The organism is Lentibacillus saliphilus, from assembly GCF_019093865.1.
GTDB lineage: Bacteria > Bacillota > Bacilli > Bacillales > Amphibacillaceae > Lentibacillus_B > Lentibacillus_B saliphilus.
Genome location: NZ_JABJXD010000001.1, coordinates 188,285 through 210,580, shown reverse-complemented (window position 1 = coordinate 210,580; position 22,296 = coordinate 188,285). Strand labels below are relative to the sequence as shown.

25 protein-coding genes are annotated in these 22,296 nt (G+C 39.5%); all 25 read left to right on the top strand.

The annotated features are described in order from the left end of the window. Positions 1–22 precede the first annotated feature (22 nt). The 25 genes from HPC67_RS01105 to rseP all read left to right on the top strand — a co-directional run bounded on the left by HPC67_RS01105 (position 23) and on the right by rseP (position 22,218). Positions 23–385 (top strand): response regulator, encoded by a 363-nt coding sequence (locus HPC67_RS01105; protein WP_217585599.1) that lies wholly within the window; start codon positions 23–25, stop codon positions 383–385. 17 nt (positions 386–402) lie between these two features. After that, on the top strand, positions 403–1,038 hold the full coding sequence (locus HPC67_RS01100; protein ID WP_217585598.1) for a flagellar biosynthetic protein FliO: 636 nt from the start codon (positions 403–405) through the stop codon (positions 1,036–1,038). Further along, on the top strand, positions 1,031–1,696 hold the full coding sequence (fliP, locus tag HPC67_RS01095; RefSeq protein ID WP_217585597.1) for a flagellar type III secretion system pore protein FliP: 666 nt from the start codon (positions 1,031–1,033) through the stop codon (positions 1,694–1,696). Before HPC67_RS01100 ends, fliP begins: the two co-directional genes overlap by 8 nt. A 32-nt stretch (positions 1,697–1,728) precedes the next feature. Further along, positions 1,729–1,998, top strand: coding sequence for a flagellar biosynthesis protein FliQ (gene fliQ / locus HPC67_RS01090; protein ID WP_217585596.1), 270 nt, complete (start codon positions 1,729–1,731; stop codon positions 1,996–1,998). A gap of 3 nt (positions 1,999–2,001) precedes the next feature. Next, positions 2,002–2,781, top strand: coding sequence for a flagellar biosynthetic protein FliR (gene fliR, locus HPC67_RS01085; protein ID WP_217585595.1), 780 nt, complete (start codon positions 2,002–2,004; stop codon positions 2,779–2,781). Positions 2,782–2,783: 2 nt separating this feature from the next. Beyond that, positions 2,784–3,866 (top strand): flagellar biosynthesis protein FlhB, encoded by a 1,083-nt coding sequence (gene flhB, locus HPC67_RS01080; RefSeq protein WP_217585594.1) that lies wholly within the window; start codon positions 2,784–2,786, stop codon positions 3,864–3,866. An 18-nt stretch (positions 3,867–3,884) separates the two neighbouring features. Then, a complete protein-coding gene (gene flhA / locus HPC67_RS01075) occupies positions 3,885–5,918 on the top strand; it encodes a flagellar biosynthesis protein FlhA (protein WP_217585593.1) in 2,034 nt (677 codons plus the stop codon). Beyond that, positions 5,915–7,024, top strand: a complete 1,110-nt coding sequence (flhF, locus tag HPC67_RS01070) for a flagellar biosynthesis GTPase FlhF (RefSeq protein WP_217585592.1) — start codon at positions 5,915–5,917, stop codon at positions 7,022–7,024. The genes flhA and flhF overlap by 4 nt, the downstream gene beginning before the upstream one ends. Further along, positions 7,017–7,880: a MinD/ParA family protein gene (locus tag HPC67_RS01065; protein WP_217585591.1), complete on the top strand. Its 864-nt coding sequence runs from the start codon at positions 7,017–7,019 to the stop codon at positions 7,878–7,880. Before flhF ends, HPC67_RS01065 begins: the two co-directional genes overlap by 8 nt. 5 nt (positions 7,881–7,885) lie before the next feature. Further along, positions 7,886–8,950 (top strand): protein-glutamate methylesterase/protein-glutamine glutaminase, encoded by a 1,065-nt coding sequence (locus HPC67_RS01060; RefSeq protein ID WP_217585590.1) that lies wholly within the window; start codon positions 7,886–7,888, stop codon positions 8,948–8,950. A gap of 1 nt (position 8,951) precedes the next feature. Beyond that, entirely contained in the window at positions 8,952–10,979 is a 2,028-nt protein-coding gene (locus HPC67_RS01055; RefSeq protein WP_217585589.1) for a chemotaxis protein CheA, read from the top strand. A 25-nt stretch (positions 10,980–11,004) separates the two neighbouring features. Next, positions 11,005–11,475: a chemotaxis protein CheW gene (locus HPC67_RS01050; protein WP_217585588.1), complete on the top strand. Its 471-nt coding sequence runs from the start codon at positions 11,005–11,007 to the stop codon at positions 11,473–11,475. A gap of 4 nt (positions 11,476–11,479) precedes the next feature. Continuing rightward, positions 11,480–12,118, top strand: coding sequence for a chemotaxis protein CheC (locus HPC67_RS01045; protein WP_217585587.1), 639 nt, complete (start codon positions 11,480–11,482; stop codon positions 12,116–12,118). Beyond that, positions 12,108–12,608, top strand: a complete 501-nt coding sequence (locus tag HPC67_RS01040; RefSeq protein WP_281417483.1) for a chemotaxis protein CheD — start codon at positions 12,108–12,110, stop codon at positions 12,606–12,608. The genes HPC67_RS01045 and HPC67_RS01040 overlap by 11 nt, the downstream gene beginning before the upstream one ends. Before the next feature lie 35 nt (positions 12,609–12,643). After that, complete coding sequence (locus tag HPC67_RS01035; RefSeq protein WP_217585585.1) at positions 12,644–13,426, top strand: FliA/WhiG family RNA polymerase sigma factor; 783 nt, start codon at positions 12,644–12,646, stop codon at positions 13,424–13,426. 33 nt (positions 13,427–13,459) lie between these two features. Further along, positions 13,460–14,845 carry a flagellar assembly protein A gene (locus tag HPC67_RS01030; protein WP_217585584.1) on the top strand — a complete coding sequence of 462 codons (1,386 nt, stop codon included), beginning with the start codon at positions 13,460–13,462 and terminating at the stop codon, positions 14,843–14,845. A gap of 27 nt (positions 14,846–14,872) precedes the next feature. Beyond that, a complete protein-coding gene (locus HPC67_RS01025) occupies positions 14,873–15,175 on the top strand; it encodes a hypothetical protein (protein ID WP_217585583.1) in 303 nt (100 codons plus the stop codon). A 13-nt stretch (positions 15,176–15,188) separates the two neighbouring features. After that, positions 15,189–15,626: a DUF6115 domain-containing protein gene (locus HPC67_RS01020; RefSeq protein ID WP_217585582.1), complete on the top strand. Its 438-nt coding sequence runs from the start codon at positions 15,189–15,191 to the stop codon at positions 15,624–15,626. A gap of 180 nt (positions 15,627–15,806) precedes the next feature. Continuing rightward, positions 15,807–16,577, top strand: coding sequence for a 30S ribosomal protein S2 (gene rpsB, locus HPC67_RS01015; protein WP_217585581.1), 771 nt, complete (start codon positions 15,807–15,809; stop codon positions 16,575–16,577). Positions 16,578–16,726: 149 nt separating this feature from the next. Beyond that, positions 16,727–17,611, top strand: a complete 885-nt coding sequence (gene tsf / locus HPC67_RS01010; RefSeq protein ID WP_217585580.1) for a translation elongation factor Ts — start codon at positions 16,727–16,729, stop codon at positions 17,609–17,611. A gap of 92 nt (positions 17,612–17,703) precedes the next feature. Then, positions 17,704–18,426 carry a UMP kinase gene (pyrH, locus tag HPC67_RS01005; RefSeq protein WP_217585579.1) on the top strand — a complete coding sequence of 241 codons (723 nt, stop codon included), beginning with the start codon at positions 17,704–17,706 and terminating at the stop codon, positions 18,424–18,426. Positions 18,427–18,428: 2 nt separating this feature from the next. Further along, a complete protein-coding gene (frr, locus tag HPC67_RS01000) occupies positions 18,429–18,986 on the top strand; it encodes a ribosome recycling factor (protein ID WP_217585578.1) in 558 nt (185 codons plus the stop codon). Positions 18,987–19,186: 200 nt separating this feature from the next. Then, positions 19,187–19,948 (top strand): undecaprenyl pyrophosphate synthase, encoded by a 762-nt coding sequence (gene uppS, locus HPC67_RS00995; RefSeq protein ID WP_217585577.1) that lies wholly within the window; start codon positions 19,187–19,189, stop codon positions 19,946–19,948. A gap of 15 nt (positions 19,949–19,963) precedes the next feature. Continuing rightward, positions 19,964–20,746, top strand: coding sequence for a phosphatidate cytidylyltransferase (locus HPC67_RS00990; protein ID WP_217585576.1), 783 nt, complete (start codon positions 19,964–19,966; stop codon positions 20,744–20,746). Positions 20,747–20,955: 209 nt separating this feature from the next. Beyond that, positions 20,956–22,218, top strand: coding sequence for an RIP metalloprotease RseP (gene rseP, locus HPC67_RS00985; RefSeq protein WP_217585575.1), 1,263 nt, complete (start codon positions 20,956–20,958; stop codon positions 22,216–22,218). Positions 22,219–22,296: the final 78 nt, after the last annotated feature.

Here is a 22,296-nt window from a genome sequence, read left to right as displayed (position 1 = left end):
ATTAATTTAGGGGGAAGTAAACATGTCAAATAACATATTAATCGTAGACGACGCCGCATTTATGCGCATGATGATCAAGGATATACTTGTCAAAAATGGTTTTAATGTTGTCGGAGAAGCACCAGATGGCGCAGTCGCTGTTGAAAAATATAAAGAATTACAACCTGATCTCGTTACGATGGATATTACGATGCCAGAAAAAGATGGTATTGAAGCACTAAAAGAGATTAGAGCGATTAATCCTGATGCGAAAATCATTATGTGCTCGGCGATGGGACAGCAGGCAATGGTTATCGATGCGATACAATCAGGTGCCAAAGATTTTATTGTTAAGCCATTCCAGGCAGATCGCGTCATTGAAGCGATACAGAAAGCACTAAGCTAAAGAAATGAGTGAGATGATTGGCGCGAAAAACAGTTATCATTGTGTTCGTTAGCCTAATTGGTATATGGATGACCTTTGGCAGTGCTGTGCACGCTGAGAGTATAAAAGATTGTTTAGAAGGTGACATAGGTTGTGCAGAACTTGATGGGCATGGTGAACTCGACAGCAATCAAACAAATGCGACAACACCACAAGAAGCTGAAAGTACTGGATCCTTAATATGGAAACTCATTCAAATGGTGTTGGCGCTTGGATTCATTCTCGTCCTTATATACGGGCTACTCTATTTATTAAATAAGCGCAGTAAGACTTTTTCAAAAGTGCAGACGTTAGAGAATATGGGTGGCATATCAATCGGACAAAATAAATCAATGCAGATTGTAAGAATTGGAAAACAGTATTTTGTTGTTGGGGTAGGAGACAATGTACAGTTGCTTCACGAAATAACTGATGAAGACGTCAAGAAGCAATTGATTCAAAGTGGTGAACAGTCAACCGAACGTCAATTCAATCATTTGTTGCCAGGCTTCAAAAAAAAGCAAGCTCAACAGTCAAGCACCTCTTTCAAATCACTTTTTGCAAAGGAACTTGAACAAATGAAGAACAATAGACAACACATTATTAATGAGCACAAGGACGAGCGCCATGAATGATTTCATAAATATGTTCTCAGGCACAGATCCCGAAGCGGTTTCAACATCAGTTAAATTATTATTATTATTAACTGTATTGTCACTAGCACCGAGCATCCTCATATTAATGACGAGCTTTACCCGAATCGTCATTGTTCTATCATTTGTTAGGACGTCATTGGCGACGCAGCAAATGCCACCAAACCAAGTGCTCATTGGTCTTGCACTTTTTTTAACATTTTTTATTATGGCGCCTACGTTTAGCGACGTTTATAGTGAAGCGCTTGAGCCGCTTTTTAATGAAGAGATCACGCTAGATGAGGCTTATGATCGTGCGAGTAGCCCGATAAAAGATTTCATGGCCGAGCATACGAGGGAAAAAGATTTGGCTTTATTTATGAACTATGCTGAGCTTGAAAGACCAGAGACAGTTGACGATATTCCATTAACAACGCTTGTTCCGGCATTTGCGATTAGTGAACTAAAAACAGCGTTTCAGATGGGGTTTATGATCTTTGTACCTTTCTTAATCATCGATATGGCTGTAGCGAGTGTTTTAATGTCAATGGGGATGATGATGCTACCACCGGTCATGATTTCTCTTCCATTTAAAATTTTACTGTTTGTGCTTGTTGATGGTTGGTATTTAATTACATGGTCATTACTCGATGGTTTTTAACGAAACTTTACTAAAAAAGAAGGTGCATCTGAATGACGAATGAGTTTGTTCTGTCGCTAGCGGAAAGAGGAATATATACGATTTTGCTCGTTGTTGGCCCGTTACTCATACTCGCCCTCGCCGTTGGTCTGTTGGTCAGTATATTTCAAGCAACGACGCAAATACAAGAGCAGACACTTGCGTTTATCCCGAAAATTGTGGCTGTTCTAATCGGTTTAGTATTTTTTGGACCATGGATGCTCTCTCATATTGTTGAATTTACAACAGATCTCTATCTTAATATAAATAGATATGTAGGGTAGACAATGCTAGAATCTATTAATTTAGCCATTTTACCGACATTTTTACTTATTTTTGCTAGAGTTGCTGCGTTTTTCGTTGCAATGCCTTTGTTTTCTTATCGTACAATACCGGCACCGTTTAAAGTCGGTATGAGTTTTTTTCTTGCACTCATGATGGTTTATACGGTTGACGTGCCAGATGAAGCTATTTTAACAATGTATCCGGTCCTTCTTTTGAAGGAGGTTGTGGTTGGACTGTTTATCGGTCTTATCGCATACATCATTTTGTCTGCGGTTCAAATTGCCGGTGGTTTTATTGATTTTCAGATGGGGTTTGCCATTGCAAACGTAGTTGATCCACAGACAGGTGCCCAAAGCCCTTTAATCGGACAATATTTTTATATTATTGCACTCTTGTTTCTCTTATCTGTTGATGGTCACCATATTATCATTGATGGTATTTATAATAGTTATGCACTTGTTCCGCTTGAAGGCTTGATTGACTTCGGGCAGCAATCAATTGCAATGTTTGTCATAGAAACATTCAACAAGATGTTTGTAATTGCATTTCAAATTGCAATACCGATTGTAGGCTGCTTATTTCTCGTTGATGTTGCCCTAGGATTAATTGCAAGAACGGTTCCCCAGCTCAATGTGTTTGTTGTTGGATTGCCTTTGAAAATCTTTGTTAGTTTTTTAGTTCTCTTGTTTTTTATGAGTCTTTATATCTTTTTAGCTAAACAGCTATTCACACTATTATTTAGTACGATGCAAACATTGATGCAATTATTCGGGGGGAGCTAGTCGTGCAACTGCTAAAACTTGATTTACAATTTTTTGCGGGCGAAAAGACAGAAAAAGCAACTCCGAAGAAAAGAGAAGATGAACGCAAAAAAGGTAAGGTCGCTAAGAGTCAAGATATTAACACAGCCGTACTCTTATTGTTTTGTTTTATTATTCTTATCGTGTTTGGCAGCTTTATGAAAAACGGCATGCTGACAATGTTTCATCACACATTTACAGAATACATATATTGGGATGTCACCTTTGAGACGGTTCAACAAGTCCTGGTGGAAGCTTTGATTCAAATGGGACAAATACTTGCGCCAATAATGACGATTGCCATTATTGCAGGTGCCGCAGCGAACTTGGCACAGTTTGGCTTTTTGTTTACAGCAGAGCCCTTGAAATTCGACTTGAAAAAAATCGATCCAATTCAAGGTGCTAAGCGGATTTTCTCAATAAGAGCCCTTGTTGAGTTATTAAAATCATTTTTTAAAATCGTTTTTATAGGGACAATTACTTTTTTTATCATTTGGCTGTATAAAGACGATATGATGATGCTTGCTTTGAAAAATGCTGAGGATGCTCTCGCCTTCTTTGGACGAACAACGGTCATGATGGGGATTGCATCGACTCTCGCACTGTTATTCTTGTCAGTGTTCGATTATGCTTACCAGCGCTATGACTTTGAGAAAAACATGAAAATGTCGAAGCAGGATGTGAAGGATGAGCATAAAAACATTGAAGGTGATCCACTCATCAAATCGCGCATTAAAGAAAAACAGCGGCAAATGGCTACGCGTCGGATGATGAGTGAAGTGCCTCAAGCTGATGTCGTCATTACAAATCCAACGCATTATGCGATTGCAATTAAATATGATGAAGAGAAAGCGGATGCTCCATATGTTATTGCCAAAGGGACCGACCAGCTTGCCTTGAAAATTAGAGAGGTTGCAAAGGCGCATGATGTCATCACAGTTGAAAATAAGCCACTTGCTCGGTCGCTTTACGACGTTATTGAAATTGGGGACGTTATACCCGAGCAATTTTATCAGGCGGTTGCTGAAATACTTGCGTATGTGTACAGGTTAGACAAACAATTATAACGAGAGGGGGAAAAAATAATGAAAGCACGGGATTTGTCCGTTTTATTAGCAGTTATTTTAATTATTGTTATGCTTGTGATCCCACTTCCAGGCTGGATGCTTAGTATTTTAATTTTATGCAATATTACGTTAGCACTAGTGGTTATACTCGTTTCTATGAATACTAAGGAAGCATTGCAATTTTCAATTTTTCCTTCTTTGCTCTTACTATTGACCTTGTTTCGGTTGGGACTTAACGTATCTACAACACGTTCAATTTTGTCAGAAGGCAAAGCTGGTGGTGTTGTTGATACGTTTGGTTCTTTTGTAATTGGCAATAACCCGCTTGTTGGTTTTGTCGTTTTTGTCATACTCGTTATCATTCAGTTCCTCGTTATAACAAAGGGGGCTGAACGTGTTTCTGAGGTTGCAGCACGTTTTACCCTTGACGCTATGCCAGGGAAACAGATGAGTATTGATGCAGATATGAATGCCGGCTTAATTTCAGAGCAACAAGCGAAAGAACGGCGAGAGAAGGTAGAAGCAGAGGCTGACTTTCATGGCGCTATGGATGGTGCAAGTAAATTCGTTAAAGGAGATGCGATTGCTGGTATCATCATCGTTCTCGTCAATATTATTTTTGGTCTAATTATCGGAATGGCGCAAAATGGTCTTAGTTTTCAAGAAGCAATTAATATGTATATGCGTTTAACCGTTGGCGATGGACTTGTAAGTCAGATTCCTGCACTTTTAATTGCTACGGCAACGGGCATTGTCGTAACCCGTGTCACAACAACTGGTAACTTAGGTAGTGATGTCACAGATCAGTTACTCCAATTTCCTAAACTATTATTTATTGCAGCAGGGGCGATCTTTTTACTTGGCTTGACCCCAATCAATTTCTTACTTACGACAATTCTTGCAGGTTTTCTCGCACTTGGTGCCTTCTTCTTACTAAAGAAATCAGAAGAAGACGTTGTACCTGAAGAGGTTGAAGCAGAACAGGCGGAATCAAATGCTATGCAGTCACCTGAAAATGTGGTTAATTTACTGACAATGGACCAAATTGAATTTGAATTTGGCTATGCGCTAATTCCGCTTGTAGATGCTGACAAAGGTGGCGACTTACTTGATCGAATTGTAATGATTCGTAGACAGTTAGCGATAGAGCTTGGTATTGTTGTGCCCGTTGTTAGAATTCGAGACAACATTCAACTCAATCCTAATGATTACGTGTTAAAAATACGCGGCAATGAAGTCGCAAGTGGTGAACTGCTTTTGGACCATTATTTAGCCATGTCGCCAGATATGGATGATGATGGTGTAGATGGTATCGAAACGAGAGAACCAGCGTTTGGCTTGCCAGCAAAATGGATTAGTGAGGATCAAAAGGATGAAGCTGAGTTATTAGGCTATACTGTCGTTGATCCACCTTCTGTTGTTTCGACTCATATTACTGAAATCATCAAAACACATGCTCATACACTTCTCGGTCGTCAGGAAACAAAACAATTGATCGATCATTTGAAGGAAAGTTATCCAATCCTTGTGGAAGAAGTTACACCTGAGCCTTTGAGCATTGGCGATATTCAGAAAGTGCTCGCTAAACTTTTGAAAGAGCACGTATCTGTTCGAAATTTGCCGATCATCTTTGAAACACTTGCTGATTTTGCGAAGATGACAAGTGATACTGATTTAATGACCGAGTACGTCAGGCAAGCACTCTCGCCACAGCTGACGAAGCAATATGCTGGCGCTGATTTATCACTTAAAGTCGTTACAGTTTCTGGTAAGATTGAAAAAACAATTGCCGAGAGCATTCAACAAACTGAACACGGCAACTATTTGGCTATGGAGCCGGAAACACAAGAAATGATTATTAAAACAGTTCATGAAGAGGTTGAGAAGCTTTCGTTAGAAGAGGAAACACCAATTGTTCTTTGTTCACCAGCAATAAGAATGTATTTAAAACAATTGCTGGATCGCTTTTTCCCTCAAGTTGTTGTTTTATCCTATAATGAACTTGAACCTAATGTTCAAATTCAAAGCGTTGGGGTGGTGAATGTAGCATGAAAGTGAAAAAATATATTGCGCCAACCATGCCAGAAGCAATGCAGCAAATTAGAAAAGAACTGGGATCAAATGCAGTCATTCTTAATTCTAAAGAAGTGAGCAAGGGTGGCTTTTTTGGGATTTTAAAGAAAAAACATATAGAGGTTGTTGCTGCACTTGATCCATCGCCATTGGCTTCAAAGGCAAGAGACTCAGCACAACAACACGTGTCTGTACATAAAGGGGCCGATGGAAATGATCGTCAAAGTGATGTGCTCTCTGAAATAAAGCAGCTTAAGCAAATGTTTTTATCGACGAACCAGTCTAATGGTCATTATCCACCCGCTTATCAAATCATGTTTCACTATTTACGAGATCAGGACGTCTCACCTGAAATTTGCACATCGCTTATTGAAACGGTATTGAGCGAACATCCGGATGAAACTGATGAACGTATCGTATATCGGTATGTGAAGCAAGCGTTGACAGAGCAATTGCAACAACACTCATTCGGACAGATGTATTTTGATAAAAAAGTCATCCATTTTGTTGGACCTACAGGTGTTGGCAAAACGACTACATTAGCTAAAATTGCTGCAAAGGCAATGATTGGACACAATAAAAAGGTTGCGTTCATAACCGTAGACACGTACCGAATTGCCGCTATTGATCAATTAAAGACGTATGCTCGGATTTTAAATGTTCCAATTGAAGTGGCGTATGATATTGAACAGTATCGTCATGCTGTTGAACGTTTTAAAGATTATGATCTAATCTTTGTTGATACAGCAGGACGTAATTTCCAGTCTGAACGTTATGTTAAGGAATTAACTAATAGTATCGATTTCAATGACAACATTGATACATTTCTCGTATTGTCTATGACGGCTAAATCACAGGATATGCTCAACGTTCATGATCAGTTTAACCATCTGCCTATTAAAGGTTTGATTTTTACGAAGGTAGATGAAACACGGCAATACGGAGGATTATTAAATATGACGCTGTCCAATAATCGATCGTCAATTGCTTACATGACGAATGGACAAGACGTTCCAGATGATCTGATTGAACCAACGCCAGAGTATTTGGCTGGCCTTATTATGGAGGGTTTCCATAATGGGTGATCAGGCGGAAGGGCTACGAAGAATGTTGCAAATGCCACATCAACAAAAGCATGCTAAAACTATAGCAGTTGCCAGTGGCAAGGGCGGGGTAGGTAAATCAAACATTTCATTAAATCTTTCACTTGAGCTCATTAACCGTAATAAAAAGGTATTATTATTTGATTTAGATATCGGAATGGGTAACATTGATGTCTTACTCGGCCTTGATACAACGTATTCGTTTGTGGATTTGTTTGAACAAGATATCCCTATCACCGATATCATTGCAACTGGTCCAAAGGGATTATCTTATATTTCTGGTGGACGAGGCCTTAATCGTTTCTTTGTTGTTGATGAAGCTAAGAAAGCGTTGTTCTTCAATACATATGAAGAGCTTGTAAAAACGTATGACTATATCATTTTAGATATGGGAGCAGGGGCAACTGCAGATAGTTTATTGTTTATTTTAGCAGCTGATGAATGCTTTATCGTGACAACACCAGAGCCTCCATCGATTACGGATGCATACAGCATGATCAAACACATTGTGGGGCATGGGTTTACAAAACCAATTTCTATCCTGATGAACCGTTCAGTCAATGAAAAACGTGGAATAGCAGCATTAAACAACTTCCGTGCGGTCGTTAAACAATTTTTACAAATAGATGTGACAGCGCTTGGTGTACTTCCAGATGATAAAATTGTAACAAAATCAGTTATGAGACAGACGCCCTTTCTTTTAATGAATGATAAGGCACCAATATCGAAAGCGATTAAACATACCGTTGACTATTATTTATCTAATTTAACGAAGCCGCCCAACAGCCGGTCTTTATCATTTGTCAGTAAACTTAAACAACTTATGATGGAGAGGTAATAGCTATGGAACCGATACGTGTACTCGTCGTAGATGATTCAGCATTTATGCGGAAGATGATTACCGACATATTAACAGAAGATGATCGCATCGAAGTCATCGGAACAGCACGAAATGGACAAGATGCACTTAATAAAATCCATACTTTATCACCAGCTGTTATAACCCTTGATGTCGAAATGCCAATTATGGACGGTATTGCGACTTTGCAACATATTATGGCACATAACCCGATGCCGGTCGTTATGCTCTCGAGTGATGATAACGCACAAAAAACTGTACGGGCAATGACGAATGGCGCTGTTGATTTTATAAAAAAACCATCTGGGGCAATTTCTTTAAATATATCAGATATTCAGCAAGATATAATTGAAAGAGTCATTGGTGCATCAGGTGCAAAAATACCGCCGAATGAAGTCAGGGATCCTATTATGACAGATCAGCAATTTGTTAATGTATCCCCTTTTAAACAGCCGGATTTAAAGACAATGGTAGCAATTGGTACGTCTACAGGTGGTCCGAATGCATTACAGCATGTTTTAACAGTGCTACCGGAAGATTTCCCAGCCCCATTGCTCATTGTTCAACATATGCCTGCGCGCTTCACGAAGTCTTTAGCAGATCGCCTGAACACATTGTCTAACATCCGAGTTAAAGAAGCTGTTCACGGTGATATCGTCGAAAAAGGCACTGCATATATTGCACCAGGGGATTTTCATATGCGGATTCGACATATTGGGATGACACATGTCATTGAATTATCTAAACACCCAATCGATCTTCCTCATAGACCATCGGTTGATGTGTTATTTAAGTCATTAGCAACAATGAACAATGTAAATAAATTAGCAGTTGTTTTAACAGGTATGGGGAGTGATGGTGCCAACGGTCTGTTGGACATAAAAAAACAAGATGAGCATGCAATTATTTTAGCAGAATCAGAACAAACAGCCGCCGTTTACGGAATGCCCAAAGCAGCGATCAAGACGCATTTAGTTGATCATGTTATACCATTGCAAGAAATAGGAAATACGATTTTAAATCTGGTAGAACACTCAAGGGGGAAGTAAGATGGATACGACACAATATCTTGGCGTTTTTATTGACGAAAGCAGAGAACATTTGGATGTCCTGTACAATCAATTGCTTCAATTAGAAAAGCAACCAGGAGAAAAAGCCGTCATTGAAGAGATTTTCCGAGCAGCGCATACATTGAAAGGCATGTCAGCTACAATGGGCTACACCGATTTAGCAAACTTAACCCATAAGATGGAAAATGTACTTGACGGGATTCGGTACGAGAAGATCGCAGTAGATACGTCATTAATAGATTTATTGTTTGAAGCAGTCGAACACCTTGAATCAATTGTAGATGATGTTGAAAATGGTGGTGCGGGCACAAAGGACGTCGCACGTATCGTTGATCTACTTGACCGTGTTGAAATGGGTGAATCTATTCAAACGCACGATCGTAAACCTGCACCAGCTGTAGAAGCAACTGAAACAGTAACATTGATGTCTGTTGGTGGTCTTGATGAGTTTGAGATCTCCATATTAAGTGAATCTGAAGGTAGAGGGTATTCTAACTTTGAAATTACCGTTCAATTGCGTAAGGATTGTTTGTTAAAAGCCGCGCGTGTATTTATGGTGTTTGAAGTGCTAGAAAAGTTAGGCGAAGTGATCAAATCCTCACCTAGTGTTACGGAATTAGAGGAAGAGAATTTTGATCAATCATTTACTGTTCTTCTCGTTTCAAATATGTCTAAGGATGACATCTACCAAAATGTGATTAAAGTGTCAGAAATAGAAGATGTAACGATCAATGCTTTTTCTATCGCAGCTTATAAGGAACAGCAAACCGCTCAGTCAGAGACAACGACGGCTGCTGATCAGGAAGCTGAAACAACGACATCCGAAGACAGTTCTTCCAAAACGAAGAAAGCCGTGAACAAGACGATTCGCGTTAATATAGACCGTCTTGATGTACTCATGAATTTATTTGAAGAGTTGGTTATCGATCGAGGCCGATTAGAACAAATCTCACAGGAACTAAAGCATCAAGATTTAGAAGAAACTGTTGAGCGTATGACACGTGTGTCTGGCGATTTGCAAAATATCATTTTAACAATGCGTATGGTACCGATTGATCAAGTATTTAATCGTTTTCCGCGCATGATTCGCCAATTGGCAAGAGATCTTGATAAACAAGTTGATATTGAAATCATCGGTGCCGAAACGGAATTAGATCGTACGGTTATCGATGAAATAGGAGATCCGCTTGTTCATTTAATCAGGAATGCTGTTGACCACGGCATTGAAACGGCAGAAGAACGTAAGCAAGCTGGTAAGCCAGAACAAGGAACAATTAAACTTCAAGCCTATCATAGTGGCAATCATGTGTTTATAGAAATTTCCGATGATGGTGCAGGTATAAACAAAGAAAAGGTACTTGCCAAAGCCCTTGCAAATGGTGTGGTTTCAAAAGAAGAATCTCTGTTGCTCACAGATCAACAAGTATATGAGCTCATAATGACGAGTGGTTTCTCAACAGCTGAAAAAATATCAGATGTATCTGGCAGAGGCGTCGGATTAGATGTCGTCAAAAACACAATTGAATCTCTCGGTGGGCGTATGTCAGTAGATGCGACCTTAGGTAAAGGGTCTACTTTTTCAATTGAACTGCCACTGACACTGTCAATTATGTCCGTACTGCTCGTTGAATTAGGAACTGAAACATATGCCATTCCACTATCATCCATTATGGAGACGGCTATTTTTAGCAAAAAGGATATTATGCATGCGCATAACAAAAAGGTCATCGATTTTCGGGGGCATGTCGTCCCACTCGTTTTCTTAAGTGAGTTGTTTGATTCGACAAGCTCTGTTAATCAAGAAGATGATGCATATGTTCCGATTGTCATTGTTCGTAAAGGTGATAAGCTCACCGGACTTGTTGTCGACTCTTTGATTGGGCAACAGGAAGTTGTGTTGAAATCCATGGGGCAATATTTAACGAATACGTTCGCAATTTCTGGTGCAACCATTTTAGGTGATGGTCGAGTCGCATTAATTATCGATAGCAACGCACTTGTCCGATAAAAAACAATTATAGGAGGAATATCTTATGGCAAATGAATCCGCAACATATAGAAAATCGATTGTATTTCAATTAAAAGATGAATCTTACGCTTTGCCAGTAGACCAAATCGGACTGATTGAACGGATGCAGCCGATAACGAGGGTACCTCAAACAGCTCCATTCGTTAAAGGCGTCATCAATTTGCGCGGGGTCGTAACACCTGTCATCGATTTGCGAATAAGATTTGGTCTTGATCCAAAGGAAATCGATGAAGCGACGCGAATCATTATTGTCCATTTAGAAGAGATGGAAGTGGGCTTAGTTGTTGATGCAGCAAATGATGTGATCGACATCCCCGAGGACGCAATTGAACCAGCACCAGAATTGGTTGGAACAGTTGATGTTGATTATATTGATGGTGTTGCAAAAGTGGATCAGCGTCTTTTAATTCTACTCAACTTAGGAAAAGTACTCGCAAAAGAAGAAGTGAACGATCTTAACGTATTGGAAGGATAGGATTATGGTGATGAATCATCTGTCAAATGTGCAAAGAGACGTCTTAAAAGAGATCGGTAATATCGGTGCAGGAAATGCTGCAACAGCTATGGCACAATTAATCGATAAAAAGATCGAGATGGCAGTTCCTGTTGTGAATATCGCTGCATTTGATGAAGTCATGGACATCGTTGGTGGACCTGAAACACCAGCAGCAGCCGTATTGATTACGATCGATGGGGATGTAACAGGAAAGGTCTACTTTATACTACCAATAGAAGAGGCTGAATTCATTGTTGAACAAGTGACAGGTGATGATAACTTTAAACTTCTTGACAACGGGTCAGCTCAATCAATGGGATTATCTGCCTTACAAGAGGTCGGTAACATTTTAACAGGCTCTTATCTATCTGCACTTTCAGATTTCACCGGTTTAAATATGCACCCGTCTGTACCGCATTTAGGTGTAGATATGGCAGGCGCTATTTTAGCCTCAGGGTTGATTGATTTGTCTCAATGGAGTGACTATGCCATCATCATTGATACACAAATCCGTGATAAAAGTGGGATTAATAGTGTGCAAGGTCATTTCTTATTACTGCCAGATCCAATTTCGTTCAATAAAATATTTAATGCCCTAGGTGTCAACGATGATGACGAATGATACGGTATCGGTTGTACGAGTTGGAATTGCAGACTTAAATGTCGTTCAGGCACCATCATTGATCCGGACATCTGGACTCGGATCTTGTGTTGGCATCGTTATTTATGATTTAACGAAGAAAACAGCAGGACTAGCACATATTATGCTACCAGATTCAAGCTTAAGTAAACGAGATAACTTAAATAACTATAAGTATGCCGACACAGCAATTGACATCTTAATTCAACATCTTATAAAAAAAGGTGCAAGAAAGTTCTCGTTAAAAGCTAAAATCGCTGGTGGTGCAGAAATGTTTCAATTTGCAACTACATCAGAGTCAATGAGGATAGGCCCAAGAAATGTAGAAGCCGTTAAGCGAGAGCTGAAAACACATGGTATCCAAATTGTATCTGAAGATGTGGGTGGCAATAGAGGAAGAACGATTGAGTTTGACCCTGATAATGGCGCATTGCATATTCGGACTGTCAATAAAGGTGAATCAATTATTTAGTTTAAATATATAGCATTGGGGGGGAGCATGTGATCATGACAAAAAAGACGCCTTTGGAACATGAGTTATGGACCAGGTGGTTGCGTGATGGCGATCGTCATGCAGCAGGCAGTCTGATCGAGCATTATATGTATCTCGTCAGCTATCACGTTGAACGTATATCTGTACATCTACCAAAAAACGTCCAGAAAGAAGATCTACAAAGCTTCGGGATGATTGGCTTATATGACGCCATTCGCAAATTTGAGATTGAAAGAGAGCTTAAATTTGATACATATGCATCCTTTCGTATTCGTGGGGCTATTATTGATGGTTTGCGGAAAGAGGATTGGCTACCAAGAACAATTAGAGAAAAGGCTAAAAAAATCGAAAAAGTGTCACGTGAACTTGAGCAACGCTATCAACGCCAGCCAACTTCCTCGGAAATTGCGAAAGAACTCGGTCTAACTGCCCATGAAGTAGAAACACATACGAAGGATGTGCTTTTTGCTAATGTTCTATCCATTGAAGAAAAGCCTAAAGATGGTGGCAATAGTTATCATGAAGGCATTGGATATACAATACCTGATGAAGACGCTGCTTCACCAGAAGAGTATATTCAAACAGAAGAAATGAAGAAAGAGCTAGCAGAGCACGTTAAACAATTAAACAACAATGAACAATTGGTGTTGAGTTTGTTTTATCATCAAGATTTAACACTCACAGAAATTGGGAAAGTAATGGGATTAACAACATCGCGTATCTCGCAAATTCACAAGCGGGCAATTTTCAAACTAAAAGATCAGTTGCAGAAGGGCTACCAATTGACATTAAATTAACTCCTTTTAAATGAACATGGAGGGGCGGAGAATATGGACAATCACTTTCCTTATCACATTAAGATATCACATGATCGTATGGTTGCGACCTTAAATAAGGTAGAGGATACGGTTGAGGAAACCACTGAGGTGACACGAGAAGGTATTGAGCACATGCTACAGGACAATAAGATACTATTTGGTGTTGATTGGGACGCTCTTGCAGACTTTGAGAATGATCCCGAATCGGTTGCGTTTCCGTTAGTGATTGCAAAAGGTATTGCACCAATAAACGGGATTGACGGGGACATTACCTATCAAGCCAATTTAGCAACAGGGATAAAAGGGGAAAAAATAAACTTTAGAGACGTTATGCGTATTCCTTCTGCTCGAAAAGGGGAAAAAATTGCTACTTTGATTGCTCCGAAAGCAGGGCAGGACGGAACAGACGTTTCCGGACAGCCTATTCACGCTAAACCAGGTCAACCATATAAAATGAAAGCCGGAAAGAATGTCGTTTTTAGAGAGGCTGATCAATCCTTTTATGCTGCTGAAGAGGGGCAAATTAGTATAGGGAAACGGCGAATCGATGTTCAGTCTGTATATGATGTGCATGATGATTTATCAATGAGAACGGGAAATCTTGATTTTGTCGGAACAATCGTCATCCATGGCAATGTTCCAACAGGATATAAGGTCAAGGCAGATGGAGATATCAAAGTATTCGGCATGGTTGAAGCTGCGGAATTACAGGCTGGTGGTTCCATATATATTTCGGAAGGATTTTCTGGACAAGCTAATGGAAAGATACATGCCACTGAGAACGTACAAGCCGGCTATATTAATCAAGGACACGTAAGAGCGGGCAACAATATCCATGTGGAAAAGTCTATCATTCATAGTAACTGTATCGCCGGAAGTCATATAATATGTCCCAAAGGAAGTATAATAGGTGGTAGCATTTCTGCGGGGGTTCAAATTGAAGTTAATGATTTAGGTAATCGTATGAATTCCAAAACCGAGGTATTTTTAGGTCCTGATCAATCGTTACAACTTAAGTTAAAGCAATTAACAGCGAAAAAAGAGGAGTTAGAATCTACATTAGAGAAATTACACCTACTAGGTGAAAAATTGGCGCATACCCGAGATGATTCGCAAAAGACTAAAATGCAAATTATGAAATTGCGGCAAAAAAATGCCTTCCGTCAGACACGTGAACAGCTTCAAGACGTCATGACAGAGTTGGAAAGCATCACTGAAATATTTAATATCGGTGAGGATGCAACATTGCTCGTATCAGGAATGTTATATCGCAATGTCGGCATTTACTTTGGTAAATATGCACACATGGTCGCTCATGATAGAAAGTCTGTTTCTGTTCGATTGGTTGAAAATGATGTCAGCATCCAATCGTTACATACTGGCCAAAAACAGGATTAAACTTAACTCTCATAAAGGGTGATGTCAATGAGTTGGAAATCTGTTGAAATGCAAGTTGCTTTGCCACGTGTACAAGAAGCAGGGAAAATGCAAGATCAAATGCTCAAACACCATCAACAATTTCAAGAATCTCTTGCTCAAACCCATACGAAACAACAAAAGCTGGAACGTCAGCAAGTCAACGATTCGGAACATGTAAAAAACAACCCGGATTCTAATGACGCATCTTCAAAACACCATGCATCTGATCAAGAGCAGAAAGATGATAGGCAACAGGAGGAAAAGCATGCTCATCCATATCTCGGAAATCATATAGACTTAAGTAGATAGAAGGGATTCTCTCATGACACCAATACTGATATTTTTTAGCTTTATGCTGCATATACTTGCATTTATCATTATTTTCATATTGTATAAAAAAATCAATGCGCAAGAGAACCAAACACCTGAAGAGGTGATGGATGTACTCGACAGCTTTCTTCAGGATATCAAAGAAGAGAACACCCATTTATTGGCCCAAATAAATCGCAATTCAACAACAGAGCAGAAGGTAGAGGAAGCTTTGCCAGATGAAGGTATTGCGCATGCCATATTAGAAAAAAAAGACGATGCTCTCCACCTTAAAGCGCCTCAATCTAACGTAGAAGACACTTATGAACAATCACTTCAGTCGCGCATTCTCCATTTATATGGACAAGGTCATACAATTGAAGAGATTGCAAAGCAACTGGACTGCGGAAAAACAGAGGCTGAATTGATTATTAAAATGTATAGTAAATAAATAGCATAAAAAAACTTGCTTGTAAACTGTTGTTATGATATATTTATTTTTGGTGTAAATGCAATGTTTATTGCTTAATCACACACACTTGCGGATTTGCTGAAGGGTGCCGATGAAAGAATGGTCTTTAAGCAAATATGATGTAAGTGGAGGAAATTAACCAAACAGGAGGAAATAGTTATGTCAGTCATTTCAATGAAACAACTGCTTGAAGCTGGTGTACATTTCGGACATCAGACACGCCGCTGGAATCCTAAGATGAAAAAATACATCTTTACGGAAAGAAACGGCATCTACATCATCGATTTACAAAAAACGGTTAAGAAGGTCGATGAAACATATAAATACGTTAAGAATTTAGTCGCAAACGGCGGTACAATTCTTTTCGTAGGAACGAAAAAACAAGCACAGGATTCAGTTCGTGATGAAGCAACTCGTGCTGGAATGTACTATGTCAACCAACGCTGGCTTGGTGGTACATTAACGAACTTCCAAACAATCCGCAAGCGTATTGCACGTCTTAAGGATATTGAACGTATGGAAGAAGATGGTACGTTTGACGTGCTACCTAAAAAAGAAACAGTTGAACTATTGAAAGAAAAAGCACGTCTTGAAAAGTTCCTTGGCGGTATCAAAGATATGGATCGCCTTCCTGATGCGATTTACGTCATTGACCCTCGTAAAGAGAGAATTGCAATTGCAGAAGCTAAAAAGCTAAATATTCCGATTATCGGAATTGTTGATACAAACTGTGATCCAGATGAAATTGATCATATTATCCCTGCTAATGACGATGCTATCCGCGCTGTCAAATTGCTAACATCTAAAATTGCTGACGCAGTTTTGGAAGTCAAGCAAGAAGAAGAAGCAGAAGTTGCATCTGTAGAAGCAGAAGAAGCAGTCGAGTCACAAGAAGACGAAGCAGTAACAACAGAAACAGAACAAGCTTAGTTAAAAGGTGGGTGATAAGGGGATAAGCCTTTTATCACCCTTTTTAAAAGCATAAAGACATGAATGGCACGCATTTGAAGGATGCATAAAGGCATCTGAGCTCGGGAAGATATCAATTAAATCTACTTAACTTAATAGGAGGCTATATAATGGCAATTACGGCTAAAATGGTCAAAGAACTGCGCGAAAAAACAGGAGCAGGTATGATGGACTGCAAAAAAGCTTTGCAAGAAACTGATGGGGATCTTGAAAAGGCTGTTGACTATCTCCGTGAAAAAGGGATGGCAAAAGCAGCGAAAAAAGCTGATCGAATTGCGGCTGAAGGATCAACTCATATCGAACTAGATGGCAATACTGCTGTTTTACTTGAAGTCAACTGTGAGACAGATTTTGTTACTAAGAATGATCAATTCCAAAGCTTGCTCTCTGATCTTGGTCAACATGTTTTACAAGAAAAACCTGCAGATGTAGCAGAAGCATTGTCTCAAAAAATGTATAACGGAGACGACACAGTTGAAGCGTACATTAATGCGATCATCGCAAAAATCGGTGAAAAAATTTCTCTTCGTCGTTTCGAAATGTTCACGAAAACAGATGGAGATGCATTTGGTGCATACTTACACATGGGTGGACGTATCGGTGTTCTAACTGTTCTTGAAAATACAACAGATGAAGATACTGCGAAAGATGTTGCAATGCATATTGCAGCCGTAAATCCAAAATATGTATCTCGCGATGAAGTGGCAGAAGAAGAAGTGAACCGTGAACGTGAAGTATTAAAAACACAAGCTCTCAACGAAGGCAAACCAGAGCACATCGTTGAAAAGATGGTTGAAGGACGTCTTGGTAAGTTTTTCGAAGATATCTGCTTGCTTGAACAGAGCTTTGTAAAAGACCCAGACCAAAAAGTAAAAGCGTTTGTTGATGGTAAAGGCGCTCAAGTGAAAGGCTTTGTCCGTTATGAAGTCGGCGAAGGTATGGAGAAGCGCGAAGATAACTTTGCTGAAGAAGTTATGAGTCAAATGAAGCAGTAATGATATGACAGTGAAAAAGGGGCACATATGTTGCCCCTTTTCCGCAGTAAGTCTTCGGTTTTGAAAATTTTATATAACTGATGGAGGTTTATATGACAACAGCCCGATATCAAAGAATCGTATTAAAATTGAGTGGTGAAGCTTTAAGTGGGACACAAGGTTACGGCATTGAACCACAAGTTATCCAATCAATCGCAGCTCAGATTAAGGAAGTCGCAGAACTTGGAATTGAAATCGCTGTTGTTGTCGGCGGTGGAAATATCTGGCGTGGTAAAGTTGGCAGTGAAATGGGAATGGACCGCGCAACTGCTGATTATATGGGCATGCTCGCAACAATTATGAATTCATTGGCGCTCCAAGACGCACTTGAACATGTCGGTATTCCGACGCGCGTACAAACTTCAATCGAAATGAGACAGGTTGCTGAACCGTATATTAGAAGAAAAGCGATTCGTCACCTTGAAAAAAAACGTGTTGTCATTTTTTCAGCAGGGACAGGTAATCCTTACTTTTCAACAGATACAACAGCGGCACTTAGAGCAGCTGAGATTGAAGCAGATGTGATTTTAATGGCAAAAAATAATGTTGACGGCGTGTATTCAGACGATCCTAAGTTAAATGCTGAGGCAACAAAATACGATCAATTATCATATATGGACATGCTTAACGAAGGGCTAGGCGTCATGGATGCAACGGCTTCATCGTTATGTATGGACAATGACATTCCTTTAATCGTTTTCTCTATTACAGAGGAAGGTAACATTAAAAAAGTCGTACAAGGTGAAACTTTAGGAACGACAATAAGGGGGAAATAATTATGTCAAATGCGACTATGAATGAAATGCGTAATAAAATGCAACAGGCCGTACAGGCTTTTTCACGAAATCTCGCTACTGTAAGAGCGGGACGCGCAAATCCGTCTTTATTGGATAATGTGTATGTCGATTACTATGGCGCTCCAACACCTTTGAACCAACTATCAACGGTTTCAGCACCAGAGCCTCGTTTACTTGTGATTACACCTTATGATAAAACAGCTATCGGTGAGATTGAAAAAGCCATTCAAAAAGCAGACCTTGGTTTGTCACCGTCGAGTGATGGCAATGTCATTCGAATTAACATTCCAGCACTTACAGAAGAGCGTCGTAAAGATCTTGTTAAAGTTGTTAGCAAATTTGCTGAAGAAACACGTGTTCAAATTCGTAACATTCGCCGTGATGTAAATGATCAATTTAAAAAAGATGAAAAAAATGGTGATATTACAGAAGATGAATTACGCAATCTGCAGGATGATGTGCAAAAAGCAACTGATCAACATATTACAGAAGTCGATAACGTCGCAAAAACTAAAGAAAGCGAAATTATGGAAGTCTAACTGACATAAGGTGAACGGTTTTGCCCTCTTCGTCAAGAGGGTTTTTCTTTTTTTATTGTACATATAATTGTAAATAAATCGCTCATTATATGGTATAATGTAGACTTATCATGACTCATGAATATGGCGTGGGTTAAGCCATTAGGTTGATAATGGCCTATGTTTTATTACGATTAACCATGCGTACCGGAGGACGAATGATGTCATTTAAATTACCTTTCTTTAAAACTAAACAAAAAAGCGAAAAAGACACACCAACAATCGAGCATGTACCAAGACATGTTGCTATTATAATGGATGGCAATGGACGTTGGGCAAAAAATAGAGGTTTGCCACGGATAGCTGGTCATAAAGAAGGTATGGATGTCATAAAGGACATTGCTAAGGCAGCCTCCGACAGCGGTGTTGAAATTTTGACACTCTATGCTTTTTCTACTGAAAACTGGAAACGTCCTAACGCAGAAGTCGATTTTATTTTGCGATTACCAAAAGAATTTCTGCATCATTATTTACCTGATCTTATGCGACATAATGTCAAAATAGAAACAATTGGTAATTTGGATGTTCTTCCTGAACATACAAAAGAAGCTGTCGCCTATGCAAAAGCGCAAACGGAGAATAATGATGGATTATTGCTCAATTTTGCATTAAACTATGGAAGTAGATTCGAAATTATGGATGCTATGAAGCGTGTTATGCAAGATGTAGATGCGCTGAAACTGTCAATTGATGCTTTAGACGAATCGCTTTTTTCAAAGTATTTATATACTGATGGCTTGACGGACCCTGACTTGTTGATTCGAACGAGTGGCGAACAACGTTTGAGTAATTTTTTGTTGTGGCAGTCCGCTTATACAGAATTTTGGTTTACAGATGTACTGTGGCCTGATTTTAACGAAGACATTTTTAAAAATGCCCTTCATGACTATCAACAACGTAAACGTAGGTATGGAGGAATATGAGGTGCTGACTATATTATGAAACAACGTATTGTAACAGCAATCATTGCGCTAGGTGTATTTTTACCTGCTGCTATATATGGTGGGTGGCCGTTCTCCGTGCTCGTCTATACCATTGCAGCAGTCGGACTCTTTGAGTTTTTGCGAATGCGCCAAAATGTAAACATACTCATACCTGGTTTGATATCGGTAAGTGTATTGCTGTTATTTATTTCATTACCGGCTAATATTCCGTTTATAAATTTTGCTCAATCAGATCTAATTGTTCTGTTTGTGCTTGCAGTGCTTTTATTTACGGTTATATCTAAAAATAAATTTACCTTTGATGATGCGGCATTTATGATGATGGCTACATTTTATGTTGGTATCGGCTTTTTCTACATGCTTGAGACACGTCTTGCCGGTCTAGATTACTTCTTTTATGTATTGCTCATTATCTGGATGACGGATACGGGTGCCTATTTCTTTGGACGAGCTTTTGGCAAACATAAGCTATGGCCTGAGATTAGTCCTAATAAAACAATTGAAGGGGCTATTGGTGGTGTCCTTTCTGCTTGTATCATTGCAGTCGTTTACAACGTGTTTGTCACTCTACCAGTTGATTTTCCAATACTTATCGGAACAACGATTCTAGCTTCAATCTTTGGACAACTCGGGGATCTAGTGGAATCAGCCTTTAAGCGACATTACGGTGTTAAAGATACTGGACGTATTTTGCCTGGGCATGGTGGTGTTTTAGACAGATTCGATAGCATGTTGTTCGTATTTCCTTTTCTTCATTTAATTGGATTTATCGCTTAAATACGAACGTCTGCTTCATCGCTGCATATTTGTCTTATAGGACATATGAAAACGGGCAGTATAATACGAGTTTCACCCGTTATCGAGAAGTTCCATTAAGAGGTATTAAATAATTCACTCTTGAATCGCATAGTTTATAATGAGAGCTTGTTTGACTTTACTTTTCATATGGTCGATGTTTTATTCAGAGAAAAGGAAGGTGCATCTGTTTGAATACCGTTATCGCGTTTATTTTTATGTTCGGATTACTCGTTTTCATCCATGAACTTGGTCACTTAATATTCGCCAAACGAGCTGGGATGCTCGCACGAGAATTTGCTATTGGCTTCGGTCCAAAAATGTTTTCATTCACAAAAAATGAAACGTTGTATACAATTAGACTGCTGCCGATAGGTGGTTATGTTCGTGTGGCAGGCGAAGATCCTGAGATTATTGATCTTAAACCGGGGCACCATATTGGTCTTGAGTTCAATGATGTCGGAAACGTAAACAAAATCATCGTCAACAATAAAGCAAAGCACCCTAATGCACGGGTTATAGAAGTTAATCAGGCGGATCTGAATCATCAGCTTCGGATAACAGGCTATGAACCAGACGAAGAAGAAACACTCTTATCATTTGATGTTGATCCTAAGGCGATGTTTGTTATGGACGAAACTGAAACGCAAATTGCACCATATGATCGTCAATTTGCTTCCAAGTCTGTCGGAAAACGTGCGATGCAGCTTTTTGCTGGACCGATGATGAATTTTATCTTAGCAATTGTGATCTTTTTCATACTCGGTTTGATTCAAGGTGTCCCAATGAAGGAAGCTGTAATAGATCATGTTGAGCCTGGTACACCTGCTGCAGAAGCCGGCTTAGAAAAAAGTGATGAAATCATCCGTATTGATGGACAACCGATCTCGACTTGGGATACGTTCACATCAATTGTTCAGCAAAATCCCGAAGAATTATTGACGATGACGGTTAAACGTGAAAATGGCGAACAGAAAGAGATTGAGATTATTCCTGCAAGGAAAGAAATTCAAGGGATGGAAATTGGTCAAATCGGTGTTACCCATATGTTTGAAAAATCTATTGGTCGAACTTTAGTTTATGGATTTTCGCAAACATACGATACGACCAAATTAATCTTAACGAATCTCATGATGCTAGTCACCGGTCAATATTCGATTGATATGCTTTCTGGACCTGTTGGCATTTATGATGCAACAGATCAAGTTGTACAAACCGGGTTCATGAATTTTATGATGTGGACAGCAATGCTGAGTATTAATCTTGGAATCGTCAATCTTGTTCCTCTTCCAGCGCTCGATGGTGGTCGACTTTTATTCGTCGGACTTGAAGCTGTCAGGGGTAAACCGATAGCTCCAGAAAAGGAAGGCATGGTTCATGTTATTGGATTTGCTTTACTAATGCTACTGATGCTTGTTGTAACGTGGAATGACATCCAACGCCTGTTTTTATAATGAATAAACGTCCCCCTTGTTTACATCGATCCAGCAGGGGGGATTTTACATCATGTGCAAGAAAAGGGGGGACATGTG